Origin of the sequence: Collimonas sp. OK412 (assembly GCF_900112135.1) — a bacterium.
In the GTDB taxonomy this organism is placed as follows: Bacteria; Pseudomonadota; Gammaproteobacteria; order Burkholderiales; family Burkholderiaceae_D; genus Collimonas; species Collimonas rhizosphaerae.
In genome coordinates this window covers 67,475-92,604 of sequence record NZ_FOLC01000017.1, presented here as the reverse complement: position 1 = coordinate 92,604, position 25,130 = coordinate 67,475, and the positions used below count along the sequence as shown (strand labels likewise).

The following is a 25,130-nucleotide window of genomic DNA, read 5'->3' as shown; positions in this document are numbered from 1 at the left end:
AAACATCCTTCGTGCTTTCGCAGGAAGGATGCTTGGGCTTATTCGAGGCAATCTTGACGCAGCGTTGCCTGCATCAAATCAATTGCCGATTATGCGAATGCGTGCTTCTGATGCGAGGAGCGTTCGTTGTCGGCGTTTTTATGATTGCGGCTGACATCGGGCGCCAATAACAGAAACGGCAAGACATTCGAAGCCGCTTCTGCAGTTTTTGGATTCGACGCCAGTTTTGTTTCAGCGTAATCTTCAACCTTGGAAACCACTTCGCTTTTGGCGAATTTTTCGGCGCCCTTCACCATCTCGCCTACATTACCGTGCATTGCGCCGGCCACCAGGTCGTCGATCTTGGCGTTGCCAATATGAGCGGCGACCATCACCTGGCTCGCCATGTCTACCGCTAAACCTTCCGGCGTCAGGTCGGCCGCCACGGTTACCACATCTTCGCCTACTTTCATCACGTCGCCCATTGCCGCCTTCAGATCACCATGGGCCAGATCTTTCAGCATCTGAAGCGAGCCGGTGGCGATGCCGACTGTGGAATCGGCGAGAGTCTTGATCGTCGAGTCAACGCCTTTCTCGACATCGTCAGTAATTGTCTTGAGTTCTTTTTCAGCGCCGCTGACGAATTTGTCGAGTCCTTTGGATATATGCAAATCGCCCAGCATGCTCATTGCCATTTTGGCTTGCGACGTGGCCAGATCGGTGCCGGTCTTGACTACGTCATCCGTCACTTTCAGAAAGTCCTGCAAGCCTTCCTTGAAATGCCCCTCCATCAGCGCTTCTGTCATCTTCATCGTATCTTGCAAGATGTGCTCAACGTCTTTTTCCATCGTTTTGACGACGCCTTCGACGTCGTGGATGGCGGCCTTGGCTACATGTTCGATGTCATGCCCGACCTTCTCAAAGGCGTGTTTGATTTTTGAAAAAATGCTCATGATGTTTCCCCATTAGATTGATTACCGGAATGCGAGGCATTGCCCTGCATTTAACGACGCGATTGAATGATTTCCTGTCTTTTTTTCAAAGCGGCACTTACCTCCTTGGCTAGAAATTGAATAAATTGCGGTGATGTGTGCCGCCATGGCGTTGAACAGCTGCTGCTTCACGAGTTTCATCTCTGTCATTCTGGCGACGACGCATATCCGACAATAAGTAGCACATGCGGCAGTCGAAAATTCCGTCGCACGCCCGTGTGTTTCGGTGCACAGGTTAGGGGATTTGGGGTTGCGGAGCAGTCGGTAACCGCGAAGTTTGGGCCATGCATCCGAAGCGGCATTTACTCCGGATGTAGCGCGATGACGGCATCATGCTGTTCAGGCTGGGGTTTCTGTTTGCCGTTGTGAAAAATCATGCTCGATAGTGAAGCGCCGGGTTGCGCGTTGCATCACTTCGGAAACTGGCGCCAAGTTTCGCTGCGGCAGCACGCGTGGCTGGGTGCAACTGTCAAGCTGCGAGCCATAACCTCAACTTCTTATGGCGTTTGCTATGTCCTTACATTTTTCATCGCGCCACCGTTCCTCAGCAGACACGGCAACGACTGCCCCGATCGCGGCAATCGTTGCCGTGACAGCCGCCGAGGCAACGATCGCTGCACTGTTCAACCCGGGCGACGCCATTGCACGGCTCGGCAGCGTGCGCGAGATGACCGCTCTGTTGCAGGTGCGTCTCGAGAAATTGTCCAGCGCAGGTGTCGCCGAGGATCTTGCACCGCATCTGCACCTGGAGCTTGTCGCGCGCAAGTTGAATCTGCTTTTCGGCAGCAATTGTGCGGCGGCGCTGGAGGCTCTCCACAGCCTGATCATGGCGCGCAGGCCATTAGCCGCTACGGGAGATGCTTTTCACCTGGCGCGTGTGCTGGCAGGCAGCGTCACCGGCGCGGCAGCGCTAAGTGCGTTGCTTGAGGGGGCTGTCCGGGATGCCAGGCCAGGCTCATCCGATATGCGAAGCGAGGCCGAAAAGCAAGCGCTGCGCGCCGCCAACTATCTGATCGCAGTCGCTCCGCTCGATATGCTGGTGCCGCGCAATATCGGGGAGACTGCCGAACTCGCGCAACGCATGCTGCCTGCGCATGAACGCAGTGAAATTGCTGAACCATTGCCGGCTGGTGCATACCGGGCAACCATTCCGGCCAAAGCGCTGCTCGCTGCGGTGGAGTTGGCGCGTAATCCTGGCGCTGCACTGTTGCCGCACTTGAAACTGGCCTATTTCGCGTGGTGCAACGGCTTTCATGAAGAAGGCCCGGGTACGCCGCTGGATAGCGCGAAAGAGCATTTTTTTGCGTTGTCGGGTCATACCCGGCTGGCTAGCTAGGCAGAGATCTGTGGCATAGCGCAGAAAGAGTCATCTGGGGTCAGAGTGAAGTTTCTGCAAAAGGCGCGCAGAAAGTTCACTCTGACCCCACTTAGCTGCGTTTGTCAGGCGCGACCGGGCAAGGGCGTTGTCATGCTGTACAAAAGACAGTCAGGAATGTTTTACAAGCAAGCGAAAAATCAATCGCCGCTGCGTTTTGCGATGCGTGTTTTATAGCGATAGCTCGATAAATATTTCATCAAGCAATATTCAATAGGTTCCCGGCGATCCGACAAGGTGACTCTTTCGCAAATAAGCAATGGATCCGCTTTTTGAATGCCCAATAAACGCGCATCTTCCTGTTCGGCGGCGCCGGCACTGAGATTTTCGACCGCCTCGGCAGGAGTAAAGCCGAATTTTTCAGTCAACAGCTTGTATAAGGAGCCGGCTCGCTCGATCTGGGAGAGTGTCAATTTTGCTCCCGGCGGCAATACGAAATAGGCGTCGTGCAAACCAACCGGAACATTGTCCATCAGGCGGATCCGATGCACGCGGATCAAGGGATCGCCCGGCCTCACGTTCAGCAGGCCTGCAATCGCCATCGATGCAGCAACCGGCTCGACGTTCAGGACGCGCTGGCCTGGGACGCTGCCCCGGTTACTTGCATCTTGCGAAAAGCTGTCAATAAAGCGCGTGGTTCCGCGCACGATGGCCGGCGCCACAAAAGTGCCGCGGCCGTGTCCGCTATAAATTATGCCGCGCTCCTCCATATAGCGCACCGCTTTGCGGACGGTATCGCGACTGACCTCGTAGCGCTCCGCCAGTTCGCGCTCGGAAGGCAATGCCTGGTTGTCAGCGAGCAGGCCTTGGCTGATGGTGGTGCCGATAATATTGGCAAGCCATTTGTAGCGGGGCAGGGTTAGCGCTGTTGTATCGTCAATTTTCATCATATCATCCCATGGTATGATGGTACGTACCAATTGTCAACAATCGAAATTTCCTTTAAGCTGCCGGACATCTTCTCCCCCTCACATTCGGATTGCCATATTCATGCTGATCAAAAATATATCATCAAGCGCGTGCCTGTCCTTGGTGTTGCTTTGCGCAGCCTGTGCCAGCATCGATGGCGATCACCTGCAGCAGGCGTCTGCCGGCCGCAGTGTTGCCAGTCTGCGCTTCATTGGCGAGCAGCGCATCCCCTTGGACTATCCATTCAGGGGAAGCATTGTCGGCGGTTTGTCCGGAATTGACTATGATCCGCGAACGAATAGCTGGGTAATGGAAAGCGATGACCGTTCGGAAGTCAATCCGGCGCGCTTTTATAGCGCCAGCCTGGACTATGATAGCGAGGGCTTTCATGCTGTCAACCTGACCGGCGTTACCTATTTCAGGCAGGCCGACGGCAGCCTCTATCCCGGCGTGGCTGATTTTTCCCGGCGCGGCAGGGGGCTTGGCGGCGAGGTGCCGGACATCGAGTCGATCCGTTTCGATCCGCAAGACAGCAGCATCTGGTATTCCAGTGAAGGCTATCGCAAGCTGGGGATGGGACCTTTTGTCAAGCAGGCAAGCAGCGACGGAGCTTATCTGGCGTCGCTGCCGCTGGCGCCGATGTTTCGGATCGCGACGGATCAAGAACTCGGGCCGCGCGACAACCTCTCTTTTGAAGGATTGAGTTTTTCGCCGGACGGCAGCTACCTGTGGGTCGGAATGGAAGCTCCCTTGTACCAGGATGGTCCGCTGGCCAGCGTACAGGCTGGTGCGGTAGCGCGAATCACCAAATACACGCGCGGCGGCAAGCTGCTTGGACAATATGCTTATCCGGTCGATGCCATTCCTTTTGCCCCGGCCGGTAAATATGCCGACAACGGCGTATCCGAAATTCTGGCAATAAACGACCACCAATTGCTCATGCTGGAGCGCGCGGGCATTCAAAATAGCGAAGGCGTATTCAAATTCTATATTCGCATCTATGAAATGGATGTCAGCGAGGCAAGCGATATCAGCCGGATTGCGTCATTGCAAGGCGCAGCCTATCGGCCTGCAAAAAAGCATTTGATCTTGAATTTGAATGAAAGCAATCTTCCGTATGTAGATAATCTGGAAGGTATCGCATGGGGACCGCTGCTGGCCAACGGTCACAATAGCCTGGTGCTGGTTTCGGACAATAACTTCAACGCGACGCAGGTAACGCAGTTGCTTGCGTTTGAAGTGATACCGAAGCAGGCGCGCTGACAATTCCTTGCCGCGCCTGTCTGGCGCGGGTGCTGTAGTTTTACCCTCTTCTTCATATCCTTTCCAGGAAAATACGGCTGTGCAAGTCCACAAGTAAGTAAGCACAGCCGCAGCATTTTCCAGGTTCGACCCTCTCTTTCCTCCTGCTCTATCTTTTTCATAACGATGCCCGGCAATGGTGCGGTCATGATCGTCCATGCACAAATATTGTCACAAAACACCATGTGTGCTGACAATGGTTCGTACCAGTCATGATAATGTCATATTTGTCTTGTATGCTTTACCCGTGCCTATGATGTTCATATATATCGCTCTATTGGATTATTTAATATTTATCAGAGTAAGTGGTTCGTACCATCTTGGCATGGATATTGCTGATGTCGCTGATATGCGCCATGTGTCCATGCGTCGAAAAGTCGGCCTGTGCTTGCATCGGTGATCAACATTGAAAGTCTGGAAATGAAAACAACTTTAGATCGGGTATTGCTCTGGCTGATGGCGCCGCTTGCGATGGCGATATTGGCGTTGCCCGCGAACGCCGATGCTGGCAGGCGCAAGCTGATTATCAGCCAGGACGCGTATGGGCCAGGCGGCAGCAATATGCAATCGATACTGATGCTATTGCAGGCGTCAGACGTCGATGTGCTAGGCATCGTGGTCGGCAGCGGTGATGGCTGGCGCGACGAAAACATCCAGCACACATTGCGTTTATTGGAGATTGCCGGTCGTCCCGAGGTTCCGGTGTATGCCGGGACGGTATTTCCGTTGCTGAACAGTGCCGAGAAAACGCAGCGCTGGGAAAGCCTGTACGGGGAATTGTCATATAAGGGCGCATGGTCGAAACCTATCGACAAAAAACGTCATGCCGATCCTTATGTGGTTCCCGCACTGCCTGAAGGAATGGCTGCGATAAAGCCGGCGGCGGAACCCGGCGTCGATTTCATGATTCGCAAGGTGCATGAATTCCCGGGACAGGTGACGATTTGGGCGGCTGGTCCGCTAACCGACCTGGCCGTGGCGGCTCGCCTTGATTCCTCATTCTCCTCGCTCGCCAAGGAACTGGTTTTCATGGGAGGGAGTTTCCGCCCGGTTCCCGCGGCCAATGCATTCGCTGACGAATATCGGCATAACACCCGGCTTGAATTCAATCTGCGCTGGGATCCCGAAGCTGCCTCGATAGTGCTGCATGAGCCGTGGAAAAAGGTGCTGCAGGTTCCCGTTGATCCGACCACTGCAACAATGTTCCGGCCCGAGCTGCTGGCTCGGATTGCGAACGGAAAGACTCCCTTCGCAAGCTATATCGGACAGTATGGGCAGCCGTTTCCAATGTGGGATGAATTGGCGGCGATGGTGTGGATCGACCCCGGCATCGTGAAAGCAAGCTCGACCATGCTGGTCGACGTCGATACCAGTTTTACCGCCGGTTATGGCAACACCCTGAGCTGGGCCTTGGGAAAAGGTCCGCGACTCGGCGAACGGCCGGTACTGGTGATTCAAGAAATCGATGTGCCGCGTTTCGAACAATTGACTGTCGATCTCCTGACTCGCCCCCAAACCGTGAATAGCGAAAGAGCGCAAGCGCAATGATCCATATCCTGAGAAACAACGATGCGCGCCGATTTGGACTGCTGGCATTTGGCGATCCCAACCTGGATACGGTTATCGCGGTCGACACAGTGCCAAGAGCGGATCAGAAATGCCTTGGGCGGCGGCTCGATTCGTTTGCCGGCGGCACCGTCGCCAATGTTGCGTGCGCCGCCAGCCGCCTGCGCATACCCGCAGCAAGCTACGGCCGGACAGGCGACGATGCGGCAGGCGAGTTCTTGCGGTCGGAATTTCAGCGCGCCGGCGTATCGACGGCCTATCTGCGCAACATGCCCGGAAAAGTTTCGGCCAATGCACTGATCATGCTGGATAAATGCGGCGAAAAGGCGGTGGTGTATGAACCGATGCCTGGCCCGGTACTGGATCCGAAAACCATATCGCAAGCTCTGGTCGACAGCCGTGTGGTGCATGCGATGCCCTACGATCTCGAGGAATTTTTTGAACTGAGCAAACTGGCGCATGGCACAGGCACGGCGGTTTCGATTGACATTGAAGCGGCGATGGTGAATGGGCCGGCTCGTCTCGACGCGCTGCTGGCCTTGTCCGACCTGGTGTTCATGAACGAGCAGAGCTTCTCGGACATCGTGAAAAACCCCCTCACGGCCGCCAACGTTCGCACGCTGCTTGAGCGCGGCCCGGAGGTGATCGTGGTGACGCGCGGGGCCGCCGGCGCCATAGCGGTCAGTCGTCAGCAGACGGTCGAGCAATCCGCCTTTCGAGCGCAGGTCGTCGATACCACCGGCGCCGGCGATTGCTTCAACGGCGCGTTTATCGCAGCGCTGCTGGAGGGCCGCTCGCTGATGCAGGCGACGCGCTTTGCCTGTGCCGCTGCATGCATCTCGGTGACGGCAGTCGGGGCACGCTCCGGCCTGCCCGATCGCGAGGCGGTGTCAGCGTTGCTGGCCGCCGCTGATCAATCGTTCGATTATTGATATGGCTAATTCTCCTGCCTTATTCAACTCAATTAATTAACTCAGTTATTCAACCTAATTACTCAACCTAATTATTCAACTTAACCCACTAACGGAATTTTCATGACGCCTATAAAAAAATCTCCAGCTTTCATTACTTTCACAGGAGTGGATTGCGTCGACCTGATACCAGGCATGCAAGCGCTTGCCGCACGTTATCCGGTCGAATGGGGAGTCTTGTTTGATGAAACACGCGAAGGTCAGCCAAGATTTCCGGCCGGCGATGTACGGCAAGCTATCCGCTGTTCCGGTTTGCGCCTGTCGGCGCACGTATGTGGCCCGGCCGCGCGCGCGATCGTGGCGGGGCAATCGCCGGAACTCGATCTGGCAGGTTTTGCGCGGATTCAGATCAACCATGGTTTCCTCGGCAGCAGCGATATCGAAATACAGAACAGCCATACCTACGCCGCGCGTTACGGCATGCGTGCGGCGCTGCAGTGCCAGGGCGACTTCCCGTCGGATACGCGCGTGGATTGGCTGTACGACCTGTCCTTCGGCACCGGCGTTCAGCCAAAAATATGGCCGCCGCTGGACGCCGACCATCCGCTGTGCGGATATTCGGGCGGTTTTTCCTCCACCAACATTGCCGCGCTGCTGGATGCCTTCCCGGTAGCGTCGCAAGTTGCGTACTGGATCGACATGGAGTCTGGCGTGCGTACCGGCGATCAATTCGATCTTGAAAAGTGCACGGCGATTTGCCGGCAAGTCTTTGACCGATAAGCCGAGCCATCAGCCGAGTTGTTAGTCAACCTGTAAGCCATACATCAATCCTCACCCGTGCGAGAAACCTTTGAAAATTCACCGGCTCCTTGATCGATTTTTTCACCTGCATAGTCGCGGTACGACTGTCGGCCGTGAAATGATCGCCGGCATGACGACCTTTGCCGCGATGAGTTACATCGTTGTCGTCAACCCGATGATTTTATCCTCGACAGGCATGGATAAGCAGGGCTTGCTGCTGGCCACCGTCGTCTCGGCGGTGGCCGGCACCCTGATCATGGCTCTGTGGGCGAATTTGCCGATTGCGCTCGCGCCCGGCATGGGCACCAACATCGTGTTCGCTCAGATACTGGTAGGGCAGATGGGCGTGTCGTGGCAGACCGGGCTGACCATGGTGTTTTTGAATGCCATCATCTTCCTGGTGCTATCGCTGACGCGCTGGCGCGAACGCATCATCGCGGCGTTTCCGGAGCCGATAAAACTTGGCATGCAATGTTCTATCGGCGCCTTTGTCGCATATCTGGGACTGAAAAGCGCCGGCCTGGTGGTGGCGGTTCCCGGTTCTATCGCAGGGTTCGGGAATCTCGGCGACCCTGCTGCCTTGCTGGCGTTGGGCGGCATCGTGGCAACGCCGCTGCTGGCTGGACGGCGGGTTCCGGGCGCGCTGCTGATATCGATTATCGCCATCACGATAGCCGGCTCGTTCATACACGGCGCCGACGGTAAAGTGCTCACGGTGTGGCCAGACCATATGGTCGCCATGCCGGCATTCAAGACAGACCTGATTGGCGCGTTCGATTTCCACGAATTCCTGTCGAAGTTCCATTTGCTCTTGCCGGTCACGCTTTATTTCCTGCTGTCGGAATTTTTTGCCGGCACCGCAACCCTGTTTGGGGTAACCAGGCGCGCCAACTTGTTGACGGCATCCGGCAATCTCCCGGACGCGCGGGCGGCGTTTGCATCGGATGCGCTGGCCAGCGTGGTCGGCGCGGCGGTCGGCACCTCCACTGTCACCGCCTATGTCGAATCGGTCGCCGGCGTCGAGTCGGGCGGGCGCACCGGCTTGATGGGAGTGACGGTAGCGGTCCTGTTTGCACTGAGCATATTTTTAGCGCCGTTGATCACGATTGTTCCGGTGCAAGCCACGGCCCCGGTACTCGTGCTGGTTGGATTGCTGATGATGGAGGGATTCCGCGAAATCGATCTCTCGCGTCTCGAAGCCAGCCTGCCGCCGCTATTGATGACGCTGGTCACTGTTTTAACCACCGACCTGATGGCAGGCATGGCATTCGGCTGTTTTGCGTACACGCTGGTTGCCGCCGCACTACGTCGTCCGCAAAAGGTGACGCTGGCCGTGCTGGCGCTGGACGCCGTGTTGGTGCTGTACCTGGTTTTACGACATTCAATTAATTAAACAAATAAAGAGAGTTGCCGCTATGCGTAAATGGGAAGAGCCTGAAAACCGCAAGGCCCGCATCGAGATCATCCCAATGATCGACGTCATGATGTTCCTGCTGGTTTTTTTCGTGCTGTTGAGCTTAAACGTGATTCCGGCCTTGGGCGTGAAGACAGCGTTGCCGTCGTCGTCCACCGCCAAGGATCTGCAGACCCAGAATCTGGCCCGCATCACCCTGACCGCATCCGCCGAAATGCAGCTGGAAGGGCAGGCGGTTACTGCCGAAAGCCTGGTTTCACGCCTGAAATTGCTCGAGGCGAAAGAACCAAAAAAGAAGCTGGTGCTGCTCGTCAATGCCGATCAAAAGGTTGAGTTTCAGCATGTCATAGACCTGATGGATACCCTCAAGGGCAAGGGTTTTGAAGCGATCTCATTTGTGACAAAACGGAAGTAAGCCATGTCCATGTTTTATGTCAACAGGAATATGATCGCAGCCTTGCCATCGGCCTCGCTGCTGGTCTTTCTGCTGTTCGGGATGATCAGCACCGTGCGTCCGCTTAAACCGAAATACGACGAGCCGATCAAGCTGGAGCTGGTCGAAATGCCTGCACCGGTACCGGCGCCGGTATCGCCGAAAACGGAAGCAAGGCAGGAAGCGGCGGCGCCGCAACGGCCGCAGCCACCCCTGCCGCCGCAGCCGCCAAAGCAAGTCCAGCCGGAACCAGCGCATGCCCTGCAGCCGCCAACGCCAGCGAGTCCGATAGCGACGCCTGCGCCAGCGCTGCAAGCGCCGGCGGCGGCAGCCGAGCCGGCCTCGCCTTTGAAGCCGCCTGAGCCGGCGCCGGTTGTTGCCGCCAAGCCGAACGTCGATGGCGAATACATCGCACGGATCCGAAGCTACCTGAATTCGATAAAACGTTATCCGAGCGGTCGTGAAGCGAGCCAGCTGCGGCCCGAAGGCACGGTGAAGATCTGGTTCGTGTTACGGCGCGACGGATCTCTGGTGGATTGCGGCATTGAACAATCATCGAACTCGACATTACTCGACGAAGCAGCACGCAAGACTGTCAGCCGGGCGTCGTTTCCCGGCTTTCCGGAGCAGTTCACAGCAGATCAAGAGACGCATCGCTTTAGCGTGGACTTGCAGTTCAGGCCGGCTAATTGACGATGCAAATTCAAGCATGCAAATGCGATGCATGACCGAAATATCAACGCAGTCTATCGAACGCAATCAAGGGGAATTAAATGAAATTCAAAATCAACCGGCTGGCGCTGATCGTGTCTGGCCTTTTCTTGAGCAACATGCCGGCGGTCCAGGCCGCCGACACCACCGATCTGGGACAAATCAATGTGCAGGGCCTTCCCGGCGGTACCAGCACTGGCTTGATACAGCAAGAGGAGTCGCCGAAAGCGCGCAGTTCGGTGACAGCGGCTGCGATTGAAAAAAAGACGCCGACCTCGACCGCATTTCAGATGATCGAAGCCCTGCCGGGTGTGTCGACCTTCGACCAGGATGGCACCGGCCTGTTCGGCGGCACATTGCGGGTGCGCGGATTCAACAGCAACCAGATGGGCCTGACGCTGGATGGCGTGCCGTTGAACGATTCGCTCAACTATACGATCAACATCCAGGAATTTGCCGATCCGGAAAACACCTGCGAAGTTTTCCTGACCCAAGGCAGCACCGACATTGACGCGCCGCATGTCGGCGCCAGCGGTGGAAATATCGGCATTTCAACCTGCGATCCGAAAGACAAGCTTGGCGGCAAGGTTGCCTATGCTGTGGGCAGCAATAGCTATCACAAGGAGTTTGTCCGTTTCGATTCCGGACGCTTCATGAACGATCGGGCCAAATTCTTTGTTTCGCTGTCGCAAGCCGGCGCCGATAAATTCAAGGGCGACGGCAAGGCCGACCGCGAGCATCTTGACGCCAAGGCCGTGTTTAATTTCGATGGCGGCAGCTTTTCGAAGCTCACAGGTCTCTACAACAAGATGAACAACGCGAACTATCGTACCGTCAGCAAAAACGATATTGCCAACGGCGGTTACGACCTCGATTTCGGCACACGTGCGCCGGTACACCAGCCTGCGGTGGCCGGAACCGCCCAAAACGACACGACCTATGCGCCGAATGCGGGTATCTTCGGTGCATCCGGCGCGCAGTACGCCGGTTTCAATAACAACCCGTTCGAGAATTACCAGGTAGCTTTGCAGAATCACTGGCAAATTTCTCCCAAGGCGAGCATCGATGTGAATCCTTATTACAGTTACGGCTACGGCACTGGCGGCAACCAGTTGACCACCGTGACGGAGTCCAAGGCAAGCACCGCATTGCATGGCGGCATCCGCGACGCCAATGGCGATGGTGACACCCGCGACACGGTTGCGATGTATGGCAGCAATATCAGCGAAACCAACCGCTGGGGCATTACCGCCAAGGCCAACTACCAGGCCGGCATCCACAATGTGAGCGGCGGCATCTGGTTTGACAGGGGTACTTCCAAGCAATACAGCCCGGTGGTAGCGATTGGCAACAATGGCAACTCCGCCGACTACTGGCTCAGGAACAGTTCCGCTTATTTGCAATATCAGGACGGCACGCCATATAACGCCGCAAGAAACTGGAAGACCAATGTCGATGCGCATACCTTGTTCCTTCAGGATAGCTTCGGCCTGCTCAACGATAAATTGAATGTATTGCTAGGCTTGAAACGTCAGACCGTGGCGCGCGACTTCAACAACTATGCCAGCGGTTCGGGCGTCAATGCCAATGGCGTGAACTACAGCGAGCATCAGGATTTCTCGGACAACCTGGCTAACCTCGGCCTGCGCTATCAGTTCACGGATAAGCAATCGGCGTTTTTTAATGCCGGCCAGAACGCTCGCGCACCCGAAAACAGTGCGAACACGGGATTGGCTCAATTGACTGGCAAGAACTATTCAACCTCGATCGTCAACGGCGTCATGGTGGCCAAAGATGCTGCGGGTAATGTCATACCTGTCAACATTTTGGCGGTCAACGTTAAACCTGAAAAGTCCAACAACTTTGATTTAGGCTATCGCTTCGCCGGGGAGCAACTGACATTCTCCGGTTCCGCGTTCTATGTCGATTTTAAAGACCGTCTTTCCAGCCAATACGATCCGACGACCAATCTGACCACCCAATTCAACGTCGGAAAATCCAGAACCGTCGGTCTTGAACTGGAAGCAGGCTACAAGGTAAACAGCCAGTGGAACGTATACAGTTCGCTGACGCGCACGGAGTCGACGATGCTGGAAGACAGGGTCTTCGCCAAAACCACCAACGGCGGTTCGGCCGCATTGCCGACCTCGGGAAAACAAATGCCGGACACGCCGAAATGGCTGGCGTCGCTCTCCCTGCAGTACACCTACGGGTCGTTTTATTCGTCGATCCAGGGGCGCTATGTCGGCGCCCGCTATACCTCGCTGGTCAATGACGATCAGGTCGGCGGCTATACCTTATACGATGTCGGCGCCGGCTATCGCTTCGCACCAACTGCTTTCATGAAGACGCCGACGATTCGCCTGACGGTATCGAATCTGTTCAGCAAGCAATATCTGAGCATGACCGGCACCAGCGGCTCGTCGTTTACAAGCAACGTGAATCCGGTAGTGACAGCGCAAGGCACCGTCGCCGGGAATATATCAGCATCCGGCAACGCGACTTCACCGTCGTTTTATGTCGGCGCGCCACGCACCTTGCAAATATCTTTAAGCACGGACTTTTAATCCAGGAATGCAATCTTGCTTCAACCAGGCGCCGCACCCAATGCGGCATATCATCTCGACCAGGTACCCATATGAACTACATTGAACTATTTCATAATCTGACGTTTTATGCGATGTACGCAGCCGCTGCGCTTGCCGTATTCGTCATCATTGAACGGCAAATTTTTTACATGACCGGCAGACGCGACGCCAGCGCCATCCTGCGTCTTATGGCCGGCTCTGCCAACGATGCAACGCGGATCCCGGCTGCGTTTCTGGAGCGTAAATCGACTCCTGTGCAGCTGCTGCGTGAAGCACTGCAGTCGCGCGACGCGAAGCTTGCCCCAGCGCGTGTGGAAGATCTTTCGGAAGCCATTTATCTGTCCAGCAGATCGCGTGTAATCGCCCGCTTATGGATATTGGATACGATTGTGACTGCAGCGCCGCTGCTGGGACTGGTCGGCACTATCCTCGGGATTATCGATACGTTTGCGGTGTTGGCTTCATCCGGCATTTCGGATCCATCCGGCGTATCCAAGGGAATCGGTACTGCGCTTTACGCTACCGCCTTGGGGATATCGATAGCGCTGTTCGGATTGCTTTTTTATAATTTCCTGCGCGAATGCTCGGACCGCTTGAACGATCAACTGAAAGAACTGTTGTTGAGAATTACCGATCCTTCGCACTGAAATCCGGCGTTCATTGCCACCAGTCTGCACTTGGGGATGTCGCTCGTAGCGGGCGACACGGTGCAGCGTTTTTACCAAAATAAAAATCAAATCAATGACGGTAAGAGCGACAAAACTGCCGTCAGTTCCGGCACCGAACTTTTCCTTCGATCATCCGCCATTAAGAAGTTCGCCAACATGGGCCCGGTCGCCCATGCAGTTGGTCGCAGCCGGCGTCCCGGATTGATCGTAGCCATTTATCGGATCGCTGATGTCGGATCGCTGATCTGATCTTACCAAAGGGCCGAAACATTCTTTGAGAGAGCCGGGTTTTTTTCTCATATCCGTAATCCAGTCTAACTACATTCGATGGCCATGACACTAATCTCTAATAATTTGACGCGCCAGCCGGAGCAAGCAGATAATGACGACGTTGGCTCCCTTCGCTGCATCGCTGCCGGGGACCGGCAATCCCTATCGGCCCTGTACCTGAAGTATCACCGCAGGTTAAGTCGTTTCCTCGGACGGGTGACATATTGTGAAGAGGCGATTGAGGAGGCCATTAACGACACATTCCTGGTCGTCTGGCAAAAAGCCCGTGAATTTCGCGGGGAGGCGCTAGTGTCGACCTGGATCATGGGAATCGCTTACCGCACTGCGCTCAAGTCGTTGCGCGGGACGAGGCAGGCCCTGTGGGAAAATTCAGCGCCAGGCGGCGATTTGTCGGTCACCTGTCCTTTCGACGACCACGAAGTGCTCGACTGGGTCGCCAAAGGGCTGGTCCTGTTGCCGTTCGATCAGCGGCTGACGTTGGAGCTGGCGTACTGGATGGGGTACTCGCTGGAAGAAATCGCCGAGATCATGGAGTGTCCCGTCAGCACAATAAAAGCAAGGATGTTTCGCGCTCGCGTCACGCTGCGCGGCACCTTGCCAAAACTGGGAGGTCTTTTGGAGAAGAAACATTGAGCAATTCGACCGATGTCAATGCTTGTCACGGGAAAGTGCTGGAGCTATTGCCTTGGGTAATCAACGGACGCGCATCCGCTGAGGAGCGCAGCATGGTCGAAATGCATTTGCGAGAGTGCGAAGATTGCCGGACAGAATACCAATTTCAGCGTGCGCTGTTCACGAAAATGCGTAATGGCCGGGTTCCGGAGCCTGACGCAGCACGGGGCCTTGAACGTCTGTGGGAGCGGATCGACCAGGCTGCACGCGATGCTGTTCCGGGACTTCCGAGGTAATGCTCTCGAATAGCCGCGTTCGCATTCGCGAAAACTTATGAAATGAGTTCTAAACAAGTTTTAAATAAGCCCCGTGCAAAACAAGGCGGTGCACGGGGCAATCCTTCAATGACGAACAATGTCGATCAGCTCCAGGTTGGGTTCCCTGACGCCTAAATGACGCAGCAACGTCAGTTGGTCGCAGGTCAGCGGCCCGATCTGAAAATACGGTCCGCCGTGCAGATGGACGCCGCTCAATTTGGTATGAATCGCGCAGTCGTTGATCGGTATTTCAATTGCGCCGGCGCCGGGCTTGGATACCTTCAAAATGTCGCCCGACAGCGTCGCGAAAAGAGCATTGGTGTGATTTGCGTGCATGATTATCCTCTGGTTACGTTATGTCTCGGTTGCCAAGCCAACCTGGCTATCGCTCCAGGATTTCGAAGAGCTTTCCGGCTTTCCAACAACCTCGCACGGCAGATATTCACTCCGTTTTCTTCCCGCGGCCTCAATTCTGCCGAATCTTTATTGCGGGATACGAAGCCTTCCCATGTCAATCTCCTTGCCCGGTTTGGGCTTAACAATCGCAGCTAACTGGGGTCAGAGTGAACTTTCTGCGCGCCTTTTGCAGAAACTTCACTCTGACCCCACTTAGCGGGTCACGGAGTACCTGCCTCATCGTCAAAAAAAACCGCGTAGTGCGGCCTGTCTTTCTCCGAATCCGTCATGTGAGGTCAGAGTCAAGTTTCGCGAAGAAGCACTGCGAGAGTTGACTCTGACCCCAGATGACTCTTTCAGCGCATGCCAATTGCTTCGCGCGCTGAGCATATTTTTCGCTCATCAGAAGATAGGTCGACTACACGAAGGTATGTTTTCCAGAAGGAGTTGGGGAGGAGCGCTGCGCGGGCTCATGAGTTTCATACATCGGAGGGGGGATGCCTGGATTCACTTTTATTACACGGAAATCAATCTCCACAACGGCCGAATCTCCCGCCTCGCCGGATAAAGCAGCGAGCGAGAGAAACTCCAGCACCAGGAGAAAATCATCGGATTCTTTCTTCGCGCCGCTAAAAAGCATCCGTAGCGGTTATCGTGCGGGGGTCAAGAAAATCATGGAGCGGCCGGTTGGCGTTGGCGGCCCTTTACCTGGCACCTCTGTGGCATTCGAACGCCCGTCCAGAACTCACCTCAATAAGAAATCCGAGCAAACTTCTTCACCTGTACCTCAGGATATTCCAAGCAAGTTTGATGACATTGCCCAGCAAGCGAAGTCCTTGCAGAAACGCCTGGCGCAACCATCCCGCAGCCTGTCGGATAGGCCCGGCGGCCCGACTACCGCCTGGGAAAAACTGGTCGAATGCTTCCCTGTACTCCAGCCGCATGCAGTGCCGAAAATGCAGACGCTCCAGGCAAAGCCCCTGAAGCAATCCAAATCGTCAAATGTGTTGACGACTGCGGAAGCCGAATCCATCAAAACCCGTTTAGTCCAGAACTTGCAGGGACTTGGGCAGGAATACCAAGAGGCACGCCAGGATTGGCAAACGCTGGTAAATGAGCATCAGCAATTGACGGCGCAGCGTGAAGCGCTCGAAGAGAAGATTGCCATGCTGACTCCTTTGAGTGAAAAAGCAGGGCAGGACATAGACAACATCCAGAACCGGGTATCGGCCGCGCAGCACGCGCCAAGCTTTTCCCCGCAACGGCTGGAGGCGGTAAGCCTGAGACATGAAGCCGAGCGCCTGGAAGCGCAGCTTCAGCAATGCCGATTGCAACAATCATCCCACAGCAGACGCTTGGCGCCGTTGCTGCAGAGAGAACAAATTGCAGCAGGCGCAAGCTTGCAAGCTGAAAAAAGAATGCTGCATGCAGCCTCGCGCCTGCATGCACTGGTGACGCCGAGTGAAGTAAATGACATAGCCGGAGCCGTGCTGGCGTCAGACATCGCTGTCAAGCACCTGGACTTTACCCAGGCGGAGCTGAGCAGGCTAAGTGATATTTCTCAGGAACTGCTTAAGCAATGCGAGACGGACAAGGCCAGCCTGGAACCCGCGCTTGGAGCGCTGGTAGAGGCTCATCAGCAGATATGTGAAAACCTGCAATTGGTGCAAACCGAATGTACCGTGCAACAGCATACCCACGCCTCCCTCAAGAACGACCTAAGCTTGGTGGTTGGACACAAAAACGCTTTGCAACAACGTTTGACGGCCATTGCCGGGCAGCCTGAGGCGAATGCCGAGGTCAATGTCGATGAGCTGAGTTCTATCCAGGCCGAGTGCACCCATTTCGGGCAGCTGGAAGAGACCCTTAACGGCTTGATTGCAGAAATCGGAGCGCTTGCCACCTCCGCGGAAGAGCGTGTTGAGCACATGGTTGGCGAGGCTGAACGAGTTCTTGGGCAACTGGATGTGGTGATGCGCGGCCTTCACACTGCACAGACTGGCATCCAGGGAGCTGAAAAAGCACGGGAAGCGCTGGCGTCAGCTAAGGCTGTTGTTGGGGAACGGCTTGGCGTCACGACCACCGAGAACCAGAAAATCCATGCAATATCGGATGATCTGAGCGCAGAGTCAGTCGTCACAATGCTGCTGCATCCGCCAGGCTTCGGAGCCTCGGAATCGCTTCGGGCTTTAAGCCGGGAATTGAATAGCGCAACGAATGCGATGCCGACGAATCCGGCAGCCGACGCGCTGCCGAAGACGGATATTGCCGAAAGCCTTTCGTATGCCTTGGCGATAGTGAGCGGCGGTGACGCCCAACGCGCCACCGTGCTGTTGCGGGAATTGAGGGCACGCTCCACCTTGTCCATGGTCATGCGAGAAGATAGCGCAGGAGCGTCCAGTTCATCGTCGGGGCAAACCCCGGCCGACATCAAGGCCTTATTCCACCTGATGGCCGCCATGCCGCGCGGGATCGAAGTATTGCAATCGCTAGGCAATAACGCTGGTGAAGTCCTTGCCAGCAAACAGCTGGTTGCGTTGCGGGTGTATTGGCAAGCCGACATGGCAATCTCCCAGTCAAAATCGGCGCCGGTCAAGGCGTGGCTGAACGACGCCAAACTGGTAGCTGCGGAAAGATTGCAGCTGGATCCCGGCGCCGACCTGGACCAGCATTTGTCTGAGCGGTTCGGCGAGCGCCAGCTAGGCGCTTACAATGCAGTTCGAAACGGCTACGTCACCAATGAGCCTGGCTCGCCTTACGGTGCTCGCGACAAGGAGTTGCGCAAAGTCGGCGAAGAATGGATGCAACGCAGGCTGGGCCGCTATGGCGAAGGCTTGTTGCGGGGACTCGCCCCGTCCCGCGCAAAAACACCGTTTACATCTCACGCTCTGGCAAACACGGCAGCAATGGGCGAGCGTTTCGGTATCACGACTCATGCGAGCAAGGTCGCCGCGGCGATCTCGGCGGCAGCTTCGTCATTAGGCGAAACTGCCAAAGGCTTGCCGATGAGCGCTCTCAACAGCGATGAACAGATGCATTGTCTGGCGGTGACGGTTTTGTGCGATCACATAAGGGAAAACTTCACCGAGCTGCGCGCGTTGACGCCGGCGGATTTCGACGCGATCAGAAAGCGCTTCAATCAAGCGCTGCCGACACCCGCCGCCGGCGCAAGCGCGAAGAAGCAAGCTCTACCTGAACCATTCGAGGAATATGCCGCCGAAGCCAATGCCATGGCACGCAGCAGCAGATCCTTTCCCTTGGGCCGTAAAGCCAATATCGGAGTGAGCGCGGAGTCTGTCTTGCGCGATGTGTCAGAGCAAATTCTGCAAAGGCATGCCGAACACTTGAGCCCGCAACAGATTGATTCCATCGTTGGCGGACTTGGTTTGGACACATCAGAGGTTCAGGATAATTTCCGCCTCTCACATATTTCGCGTTACGGTCAAGGCCAGAAATTGCGCCTCGACGATAACCAGGACCTGGTCGAGTTTTACAGGCCGATGTTCGCGGAATGGGGGCTGCGCAATAAATTAAAGACATCGAACGGCGGGGCGCTGGGACTAGGCCTGCCTTTTCTGCCTTATATATCGCCCAATATTGTCGGCCCTGTGCTAACCGCCGGCTATTCTGAGAAACAGGAAGCGTTTGTTCAATTCTTCCAGCCTATTCTTGGATTCGAGATGATGGTGGGGGAGAGCAAGAGCAAAACCACGGAAGGCAGCGTGGGTGTTACAGTCGGCAAGACGCATGGCAAGCACCTCTACGGCGGGGGAACGGCGACGATTCCCGCGACTCACGAGCGCATGAAGATGAATGGCACTGTTGTACGTTTTCTGCGCGCGCGGGGACAGGATGAGGCGCAGCGCCGGAATATGCTAAAGGCATGGGAATCCACTGTGTTGTGGAAGGACCTGAAACCCACGAATAGCGACGCAGGTTTCTCTGGGCCGATGGAGGCCATCCTTTCCCGGCTGCCTGACGCGGTAGTTACCGGATTTGAAGCAGGATCTGTCGCTACCCAGGTAGAGGTCAGAGGAAGTGCCGGACTCCGGCTGCAAACCAAACCGGACAGCCGTAAGGCTGAATTTGGCCTGGGCGCGATATTGACCGGCAAGGCGAAAGCACAAAGGGCGTTTGAATACCGGACGGAAGACAAGGCAGCGGTATATGTGGTGTCCGACAAGTCAAGTACAGGCAAGCAAACCGCCGCAGCTTCACTGGACGTGCAGTTGCCGCTGCCGCGCAATGCAAGAGCCCTTCCCCTATCGCACGATAAGCACGATAAGGACGGCACATTGGGTGGCGGCAGCGTACCCATTGATTTTTCGTTTGAAAGGGAGTTTGCCCAGCACCTGCAGAAACATGGATTGTCGCCGTTCCGCATCAATGACAAGCAGGATGGCGACCTTGACCGGCACTACTTTGGCGCCAAGGAGATGCTGGCGGAAATTTCTGCAAACCGTGACCAGTGGTGCGCTCGTGCCTTGGAGACGATGCCGGAAGTGAGTGGAACCAAGGACACGCCGGAGAATCGTGCCGAGGCCCGGCGGCTGCTCGCCCAGTTTGAAAAGGATATCGTGGCCTTGGAAAAAGAGGGCAAGTATTGCCAGTTCAACGTCAATTACTCAATGCGGCCGCAGGCATCCGGACGCATCGATGGCGCTCGGCTGGTCGGTGGGCTGGCTGAAACTCTTGGCGATGCGAGCCGGGTGAATGAAAAGGTAAAACTGGCTGACGCCGTCTTGCAGCAACCGGCCACGTGGCGCCCGCTAATGCTGATCGTCCGGGAAAAGGGCAAGGAGGCAACAAATCTTGGCCTCAACTATGGATTGCGCGTGCAAAGCGTTGCTACGGTTGACGGACAACGCACGGCGGCTCAATTTCCTTTAGCGTAGTTGAATTCGTCGTCCATCGTCCATGGTGCAGCGCTCAGCGCCCGGACGGCGCGGACAAGACGCTCACCGGCAGCATGTAGTTTCGCTGACAGATAACTGCCTTCGTTGCGATCATCGTGCGTGCGCGGCGCGTAAAGCTAGAGTTCCTCAATCCGATTAACTATGTCTGGGGTCGTGACCAAAAGCCACGTCTTCACTTTACTCATGACCATCGATCGAATCAATTCCCCATCGCCGTTGCTTACCGAAGCTGCTACTCCCAGCCATGCCGATGTGCAATCCGGAAGCGGCGCCGGCAGGACCCGAGAGCGTTCATCGGAATCAGCGGCAGGCGCAACCGGTTTGCCGCCCAGCTATCTCCAGCGAGGTGTCACGGCAATCTCTTCCTTTGCGCCGCGCAACCACCTGAGGGCGCTTTCCAACGGCGGCTGGAACGCAGTCGCGCAGGGTGGCCAGACGCTTGACGCCACCTACCATGCGATCGCCAATTTCGCCGGCGCCATCTTCACCAGGTCTGCGGCCGCTACTGATCCCGCTGCCGCTGTCCTGGATGCAGCGCCGACCGCACTGGACCAGGAGAAAAACGATCACGGCGTCACGCAGACCCAGTTTGATCAATTCACGCGCAAGCATCAGGCAGTGTTCTCGCCATCCGCCTCTGCCGGACGGAATTTGCGCAGCCTCAATGACGCCGCCGGCGTGCTGATGATTCCGGCAAGGGATGGCAGGTTCACCGTGATGGAAAGGCTGAAAGTGGTGGCTGACACCGTGCGCGTCAGCAATACCGGGACCGAGCGGCGTTTATTCGTAGTGGGCTATGGCGGCCGGCCCGTGAAACTGGAAGAGCTGGATCTCGCGCTGGAAGAAATCAACGCAGCGCCGGGCGCCGCGGTCAAGGACAAGGGAAAAGCAAAGGCTGCGGCCACTGAAATGGAAACACCCTTGCGCAGCGCAATCATGGCTTTGTCCGAGCGTTCGCCGCTGTCGGCTCGCAGGGACGCCAAGGAATCCGACGGCAAGTTCATGCTGCTGCCGCCGAATCCTTCGCCGCTGCCGCGCAGAAGCACCTGGGCCAATGCCGAGCATGCCATGCCGCACGGCGTCGGGACGCGCGATGGGGACGGGTTTTTCCCCATCTATATGGACCATAACAAGATTGAAAACCATTTGCTGATCTTCAAGAAAGAAAAGCAGGTAACACCCGGCAAAAACGAAGCAGGCCATCCGACTTCGGTCAATATGGATGGCGCGGTGCTGGCCGACATCCAAGGTATCAAAAGCATCGAAGTGATGGGGCCGGCCGGGCAGGAAATGGGTGTCAAGGGCGCCAAGCTGCGCAGCTGGGCCGATCTGGAACGCGGCCCCGCGCCGCGCGCGGATGTCACGCTGCATATCACCACCGAAGATGAGGCCGTGCATCGGCTTGTGCTTGGCGACAACGGCATTAAGATGTCGCTCATCAACCCGCAGCCGGCGCTGTCAGGCCATGCCTCCGGCAGGGCGTTTGGCGCGGACGAGACGGTTCATGCACGAGTCGATGTCGACGTCTATTCGTATCAAGGCCGCGATACCGGCAAGACCGGCAGCAAGGATGGTTTTCCCGATTCGGAATTGATCCTGTCGACCGGCGACAAGCTCAAGGCCGGGCCTTTGCTGAAAGGCCCTCCTGCCGCCGCATTGGCATCTGCCGCGGGCGGCATCAGGCGGTTTACCGGCGACACCGTCGCCGACGCTGCGACCTCTGCCACCGAGGTGCTGGCGGGACATGGGCAATCGTTGGCCAAGCTGATGCTAGGAGCGGCAACCATGGCGCCGACGCTGGCCGGCGGCAGGGGAGCAATCACTTATACCTTGAACCTGGCGACCAAATCCTTTGTCACCGCCGCCGTCGTGGTCGGGCTCAACGACGCGCTGAAATTCTACAAGCACGCGCCGAACGGCGCCATCGCAGGCGGTTCGCACGGTTTCAGCGCGGCTGGCGGACAAAGCGTCAGCCCCGAAGTGTTGTTTTGTGCGATCACGTCGATGGTGGTGGTGCAGGAAGCGTTAACCCATGTTTTCTCTTTCGTCGGCAAATTTGTTCCGGCGCAAACCAAGGACCGCGAAACCAAGGCCTCCGTCCTGCTGAATGATTTGCTGGTGCCTGCCATTCCAGAGTTCACCCGCCTGGTCAGCAATCTCTTGGTGCAGAAGGGCTTCGGCTTCAACCGCGGCAGCAAGGCAGATGTCGCCGGACTGCTGGCCGCCTCGCTGGTCAATGCCGGTATAGACCAGTTATGGAAAAATCGTATCGGCGAAGAGGAAAACCATCCGGCCGCACACAGTGCACGGGCGATTGTGCGCTTCTTCAACGACGTGACGTTCCGTTCTTTGGGCAATACTTACAATTCGACGAAATTCAATCCGGATACGGTTGTTGCCGACTATCGCGAAGCTATCGTGACGCGCCTGGCAACCCGCAGCCTGGACAAGCTGGTGTTGCCCATCGTGGCAACGGTGCTCAATGGCTTGGGCATCGTGGGACGCAATGCCGGCGCCTATGACGGCCAGATTGAGCGTGAACGCGGTTTCAACAACGCCATTTCAGTGCTGCTTGGCTTTGCCAACGACGTCGCCGCCATCGGCGACCGGATGGGAGCCCATTTTGGCGACATCAAGAAGATTCGCGACGCTGTTTTTTCCGTCACCGACAGCCTGGAACAGGTCAAGCAGTGGAGCAATCGCATCATGCTCAAGCCAAAAGGACGGATAGACGGCGAAATCATGGCGGTGCAGGACGCCATCGCGTTTCACCAGATGGCGCCGGAGCAGCAACAGGAATACCTGGGGCAGCTGGAACAGACGATGACGGAGATGGTCGCCAACCTGACCGCGCAGGGAGCTTCCAGCAGCAGCCAGCCAGGACCCGGCAATATGCCAACGGCGCAACCGGTGCAAAACAATCGAAGTCAATTGCCGCCGAAGTCGGCAGCCTACATGGCCAGGCTGGACCAGGACCACACGCTGTACATGCAACAGGCAACCAAGGATACGCCGGGTTACAGCGCCTATCCGGTTAACGTCAGTTTCGACGGCAAGGCGCATCCGGCGGGCGCGACCGCAGCGCCGTTCGGCCTGAGCGACTCGGCAAAGATTCCCAAGACGCTCACCACCTGGAGCTGGAACGCGCAAGCCTATGCGCTGCCGACTCACGAAGCGATGTTGAAAGGCCCAGGACTTGATTCCATGCGCATGTCCAAGCCGGACTTGTCCCGCGAGCTGCAGAAAAACATCATGCAGGCGGTACGCGACTACACCATCGAGTCACAATATTTTCATTATCCGCTGCGCTGGGAAAACACCGGGCAGGCCAAGCATCAGCCGGTAGTGCCGGGCATCGACTTTGTCTACAACATCATGAACAAGCCGGGCAATACCGAGGGGCCGTCAGAGAGCCATCGCATGGGCGGGGAAGAGCATTTCGACCCGATCGAGGCGATCCATATCAATCTGGGCGCATTGCATTCAAAGAAATTTCCCGCCATCGTGCAGCGTGCCGTGGTGACCGAAGCTCCCTACGTAGAACGTAAAACCGCAGATACCCCTGATTGGCATGTTGCGACCGGCGACGTCGCCACGCTGACCGAAATATTGTCGGCCTCAATGTCGAGCCGGCTGGCAGCGGCATTCGGGCAAGCGCTTGGTTTTGGCGCTGCGCCAAAAGCACAAAATCAACGCCTGGTGATGCGCCAGCAGACGGCCCTGAATATTTCCGCCGAATCCGATCTGGGACAAGCCGAAGTGATTGTCTTGCCAGGCGCCCTGTACAGCATCCGGCATGTCGACAAATCACCGCCTAAGCCGCAACTCCAGCCGGGCGAATCGCAGGATCTGAAAAAAGACATCGGCCAGGTGGTGTACATGGACAGCATCGATACCGGGAAACTGGAAAAAAGATATTGTGATTTTCTTGAGGGAAAATTAACCGAAGCCGATGATGGCGCCTCAATGGTTCATCCTGAATCCGGGCATTTCCACACTTACGATGCCCAAAGCAGGCAAGCCATCTATGTCGCACCGACCAAGAATTATTTTCTTGGCAAACCTCTCGAAACTTCTTCACCGAGCACCCAGCATGCACGCTGGCGCCATCCATATACATCGGATTTCTCGCCGCGCACCACCAAGGACGCGATCCATGCCGCGATCTTGCGCGGCGATCCCATCGTGGCGCATCTGGATGACGCCACCAAGAATATCCACCATGAGCATTTCCGTCTGCTGAACGGCTACTACGAAACGCCAACCGGCGTCCGTGAAGCGGAGCAAAAGGCTGCCGTCCGCAAACAGGCAGCCGATATTTCTGCGGCCTTTCCCGATCATTCCGACCAGGCCCTGACGGCCGTCGACGGCATGCCAGGCGAATTGCTTGCCTGGACCGCCGCCAGCATGTTGCGCAAGCCGATCAGCATGGTCAGGATCAAGGACGGGGCCGGACATGAAATCGACATGGAGAGCCGGATCGACATAAACAAGACTTACGACAAAGTGTCGCTGCATGCAGAGCCGGCCGTAATGATAGGTGTCGGGGACGACGGGTTTTACGCGATTCGCAACCAGGACGGCAAGCATACGGCGCTTAAAATGAATGTCAGCGGGGAGGGACACAGCGCCGGCAATCTATTGCATGTGTTTCACCGTGCCGCCTATGCCGACGACCGCCAATACAAGTTGGCGACCAAGGCAGACGGCAGCAGCCACCTGTCGGCCGGCAAGGCGGAGAAAAACACGGTTGACCAGTTGTTGGGCAAACTCAAGGGTTTTGCGCAAACCTCTTCCTACATGGTGTGGGAACAAGCCTTGGTGGATAAATTCACTGCACTAGGCGGCAATCCCGCTGCGCCGGTGGACGATATGACAGCGCCAGGAAAGCAAAAAGCATGATGCGGCCATGTGCATGTGTGTGTGCAAGTTCGGGTTTTTTCTCCTTA

General features: G+C 56.5%; 18 protein-coding genes. 15 read left to right on the top strand and 3 right to left on the bottom strand.

Annotated features, from left to right (window positions below):
* Positions 1–89 precede the first annotated feature (89 nt).
* A complete protein-coding gene (locus tag BM062_RS17525; protein ID WP_092399168.1) occupies positions 90–932 on the bottom strand; it encodes a hypothetical protein in 843 nt (280 codons plus the stop codon).
* 550 nt (positions 933–1,482) lie between these two features.
* Between BM062_RS17525 and BM062_RS17520 the strand changes: the two genes are divergently transcribed.
* Positions 1,483–2,307, top strand: a complete 825-nt coding sequence (locus BM062_RS17520; protein WP_139220092.1) for a hypothetical protein — start codon at positions 1,483–1,485, stop codon at positions 2,305–2,307.
* A 179-nt stretch (positions 2,308–2,486) separates the two neighbouring features.
* Here BM062_RS17520 and BM062_RS17515 read toward each other — a convergent pair whose 3' ends face one another.
* The gene (locus BM062_RS17515; protein ID WP_092399210.1) at positions 2,487–3,236 is read right to left on the bottom strand and encodes a GntR family transcriptional regulator; all 750 of its coding nucleotides are present in this window, start codon (positions 3,234–3,236) and stop codon (positions 2,487–2,489) included.
* Between the two features lie 100 nt (positions 3,237–3,336).
* On the opposite strand from BM062_RS17515, the gene BM062_RS17510 reads away from it, so the two are divergent.
* The 12 genes from BM062_RS17510 to BM062_RS25640 all read left to right on the top strand — a co-directional run bounded on the left by BM062_RS17510 (position 3,337) and on the right by BM062_RS25640 (position 14,848).
* Positions 3,337–4,518 carry an esterase-like activity of phytase family protein gene (locus tag BM062_RS17510; RefSeq protein ID WP_092399164.1) on the top strand — a complete coding sequence of 394 codons (1,182 nt, stop codon included), beginning with the start codon at positions 3,337–3,339 and terminating at the stop codon, positions 4,516–4,518.
* A 423-nt stretch (positions 4,519–4,941) separates the two neighbouring features.
* Entirely contained in the window at positions 4,942–6,105 is a 1,164-nt protein-coding gene (locus BM062_RS17505) for a nucleoside hydrolase (RefSeq protein ID WP_254785126.1), read from the top strand.
* Positions 6,102–7,055, top strand: a complete 954-nt coding sequence (locus BM062_RS17500) for a carbohydrate kinase family protein (RefSeq protein ID WP_092399162.1) — start codon at positions 6,102–6,104, stop codon at positions 7,053–7,055. Before BM062_RS17505 ends, BM062_RS17500 begins: the two co-directional genes overlap by 4 nt.
* A 102-nt stretch (positions 7,056–7,157) precedes the next feature.
* Complete coding sequence (locus tag BM062_RS17495; protein WP_092399160.1) at positions 7,158–7,814, top strand: hypothetical protein; 657 nt, start codon at positions 7,158–7,160, stop codon at positions 7,812–7,814.
* 139 nt (positions 7,815–7,953) lie between these two features.
* Positions 7,954–9,228 carry an NCS2 family permease gene (locus BM062_RS17490; protein WP_092399158.1) on the top strand — a complete coding sequence of 425 codons (1,275 nt, stop codon included), beginning with the start codon at positions 7,954–7,956 and terminating at the stop codon, positions 9,226–9,228.
* A gap of 22 nt (positions 9,229–9,250) precedes the next feature.
* Complete coding sequence (locus BM062_RS17485) at positions 9,251–9,664, top strand: ExbD/TolR family protein (RefSeq protein WP_092399156.1); 414 nt, start codon at positions 9,251–9,253, stop codon at positions 9,662–9,664.
* Between the two features lie 3 nt (positions 9,665–9,667).
* Positions 9,668–10,375 (top strand): energy transducer TonB, encoded by a 708-nt coding sequence (locus BM062_RS26185; protein WP_092399154.1) that lies wholly within the window; start codon positions 9,668–9,670, stop codon positions 10,373–10,375.
* Positions 10,376–10,455: 80 nt separating this feature from the next.
* Positions 10,456–12,960, top strand: coding sequence for a TonB-dependent receptor (locus BM062_RS17475; RefSeq protein ID WP_092399152.1), 2,505 nt, complete (start codon positions 10,456–10,458; stop codon positions 12,958–12,960).
* Positions 12,961–13,031: 71 nt separating this feature from the next.
* Positions 13,032–13,628: a MotA/TolQ/ExbB proton channel family protein gene (locus tag BM062_RS17470; RefSeq protein ID WP_092399150.1), complete on the top strand. Its 597-nt coding sequence runs from the start codon at positions 13,032–13,034 to the stop codon at positions 13,626–13,628.
* 36 nt (positions 13,629–13,664) lie between these two features.
* Positions 13,665–13,898 (top strand): hypothetical protein, encoded by a 234-nt coding sequence (locus tag BM062_RS17465; RefSeq protein ID WP_092399148.1) that lies wholly within the window; start codon positions 13,665–13,667, stop codon positions 13,896–13,898.
* 84 nt (positions 13,899–13,982) lie between these two features.
* Positions 13,983–14,573: an RNA polymerase sigma factor gene (locus tag BM062_RS17460; protein WP_092399206.1), complete on the top strand. Its 591-nt coding sequence runs from the start codon at positions 13,983–13,985 to the stop codon at positions 14,571–14,573.
* On the top strand, positions 14,570–14,848 hold the full coding sequence (locus BM062_RS25640) for an anti-sigma factor family protein (RefSeq protein WP_175501059.1): 279 nt from the start codon (positions 14,570–14,572) through the stop codon (positions 14,846–14,848). Before BM062_RS17460 ends, BM062_RS25640 begins: the two co-directional genes overlap by 4 nt.
* A gap of 105 nt (positions 14,849–14,953) precedes the next feature.
* On the opposite strand, the gene BM062_RS17450 is transcribed toward BM062_RS25640, so the two are convergent.
* Entirely contained in the window at positions 14,954–15,205 is a 252-nt protein-coding gene (locus BM062_RS17450) for a hypothetical protein (RefSeq protein WP_092399144.1), read from the bottom strand.
* A gap of 557 nt (positions 15,206–15,762) precedes the next feature.
* Here BM062_RS17450 and BM062_RS17445 point away from each other — a divergent pair.
* Positions 15,763–20,160, top strand: coding sequence for a coiled-coil domain-containing protein (locus tag BM062_RS17445; RefSeq protein WP_139220090.1), 4,398 nt, complete (start codon positions 15,763–15,765; stop codon positions 20,158–20,160).
* A 204-nt stretch (positions 20,161–20,364) separates the two neighbouring features.
* Positions 20,365–25,083, top strand: coding sequence for a hypothetical protein (locus BM062_RS17440; RefSeq protein ID WP_092399140.1), 4,719 nt, complete (start codon positions 20,365–20,367; stop codon positions 25,081–25,083).
* The last annotated feature ends 47 nt before the right edge of the window (positions 25,084–25,130 follow it).